This window comes from Mesorhizobium sp. M5C.F.Ca.IN.020.29.1.1, from assembly GCF_003997375.1.
GTDB lineage: Bacteria > Pseudomonadota > Alphaproteobacteria > Rhizobiales > Rhizobiaceae > Mesorhizobium > Mesorhizobium wenxiniae.
The window spans coordinates 1-2,020 of record NZ_RZSW01000804.1 but is presented as its reverse complement, the minus strand read 5'-3'; the positions used below and the strand labels follow the sequence as shown (position 1 = coordinate 2,020).

2 protein-coding genes are annotated in these 2,020 nt (G+C 62.0%); both read left to right on the top strand.

From position 1 onward, the window contains the following. A partial coding sequence (locus tag EOA85_RS33735) for an FtsX-like permease family protein (RefSeq protein WP_127212586.1) occupies positions 1 to 905 on the top strand: 905 nt, incomplete at its 5' end. 129 nt (positions 906 to 1,034) lie between these two features. Beyond that, on the top strand, positions 1,035 to 2,020 hold a 986-nt coding region (locus EOA85_RS33730), incomplete at its 3' end, for an HlyD family efflux transporter periplasmic adaptor subunit (protein WP_348627956.1).

The following is a 2,020-nucleotide window of genomic DNA, read 5'->3' as shown; positions in this document are numbered from 1 at the left end:
ATCAAATTGCGCGGCTGCCCGGTATTCTTGCGGCGGAGCCTTTTCGGGAGGTTCCCGTTCGCATACGGAATGGAAACATCGACCGTCGGATCATGATCAGCGGAAGACCGCGCGATGCCGACCTCAACAGGATCATCGACACTGACCTGCATCCCGTCGTGCTGCCGGAAGCGGGCTTGGCACTTTCGAGTTGGCTCGTGCACATTCTCGGGACACAGGTCGGCGATTTCGTCGAAATTGATTTGCTGGAAGGGCGGCGACGGACCGTCTCCCTTCCCGTGACCGCGTTGGTCGAGGATTATTTTGGCATTCAGGGAATGATGCATTTCGACGCCCTGGCGCGCTTGATGCGGGAGGCTCCGGCCGTCAACAGCGTAAGCGTAAGCCTCGATGCGAACGAGCGTGACCGATTTTACGACGCTATCAAGAGCATGCCGACGGTCAGCGGCGTGGCCCTGCAACGCGTATCACTTGCGAACTTCCGTGATGCATTGGCCGTGTTGGTGACCACGATGGCAAACATTTACATTGGGCTCGCGGCCGTTATCGCCTTCGGTGTCGTCTACAACAGCGCAAGAATCTCGCTTTCCGAACGCGCGCGCGAGTTGGCCAGCCTGCGTGTCCTCGGCTTCACCCGTGGAGAAGTGTTGCGAATTCTGCTCCTCGAGCTGGCCGTGTTGACGTTGCTTGCGCAGCCGCCGGGATGGGCCATCGGCTACGGCCTCGCCTGGACAGTGCAAACAAAAATGGCCGGCGAGCTGATGCGGACTCGGTTGGTCGTGGAACATTCTACCTATGTACTTGCCAGCGCGATGGTGATTGCCGCGGCACTGTTCTCCGCGCTCGTCGTACGCCGGCGGATCAACCAGCTCGACCTTGTCACCGTTCTCAAGACGCGAGATTGAACCATGCGCACGATCTGGATGAAGCGAACCGTCGGGGCCACGGCCTTGGGTGTCTTGGCAGCCGCTGCGGTCTGGTTCGCATGGCCACGGCCGATCGCAGTGGATCTGGCGACGGTGACGGAAGGGTCCATGGAGGTCACGATCGACGACGAGGCCAAGACGCGCGTCCGCCATGTCTATACGGTGTCCGCGCCAATCGCTGGAAAAGTCCTGCGAATCTCCCCGCCTCGCCATGTCGGGGATCAGGTTGCCGTGGACGAGACGGTGGCGGTTATGCAGCCGACGGTGCCGAGCTTCCACGACGCCCGCACGCACGAAGAGCTACAGGCGGCGCTGGCGGCAACCGAAGCGGCAATGACGCTTTCGGAAGCCGAAGTTCGCCGGATCGAGGCGGCGCTCAAATTTTCGCGCACGGAGCTTCAGCGGGCGGAGGCCCTCGCCCGCACCGAGGCGATCTCGGTCAAGGTTTTGGACAAGGCAAGATTCGACGTCGAAACCAATGAAGCTGCGTTGGCAAGCGCCAAGGCGCAGGTCGAGGTACGGCGCAACGAGCGCTCAAGCGTTGCGGCCCGACTCAGCGAACCGTCGGACGCCATCCCGCAATCGAATCCCGCCTGCTGCATCCAGCTACGCGCCCCAATGAACGGCAGCATCCTGAAGATCATTCAGGAGAGCGAAGGAGTGGTGCAAGCAGGTGCCCCGTTGATCGAGATCGGCGATCCGCGCGACCTCGAGATCGTCGCCGAGCTTCTGTCGACCGACGCTGTCCAGATCAAGGCCGGCGCACCTGTCCGGATCGATGGCTGGGGCGGATCACCCATCCGTGGCCAGGTGACACGGGTGGACCCGGCGGGGTTCGTCAAGGTCTCCGCACTCGGTATCGAGGAACAAAGGGTCCGCACGATCATCGATTTCGCCGATCCTCCCGAAGCATGGCCGTCGCTCGGTCATGACTATCGGGTGATCGTGCATGTCACGATCTGGAATGCGGAAGACGTGCTGACGGTGCCGGTGGCGGCCCTGTTTCGAAAGGGGGAGGACTGGGCTGTCTTCGCGGTCAAGGATGGGCGTGCGGTCACAACGATCGTCAAGCTCGGGCAGCGCAACGACCGGAC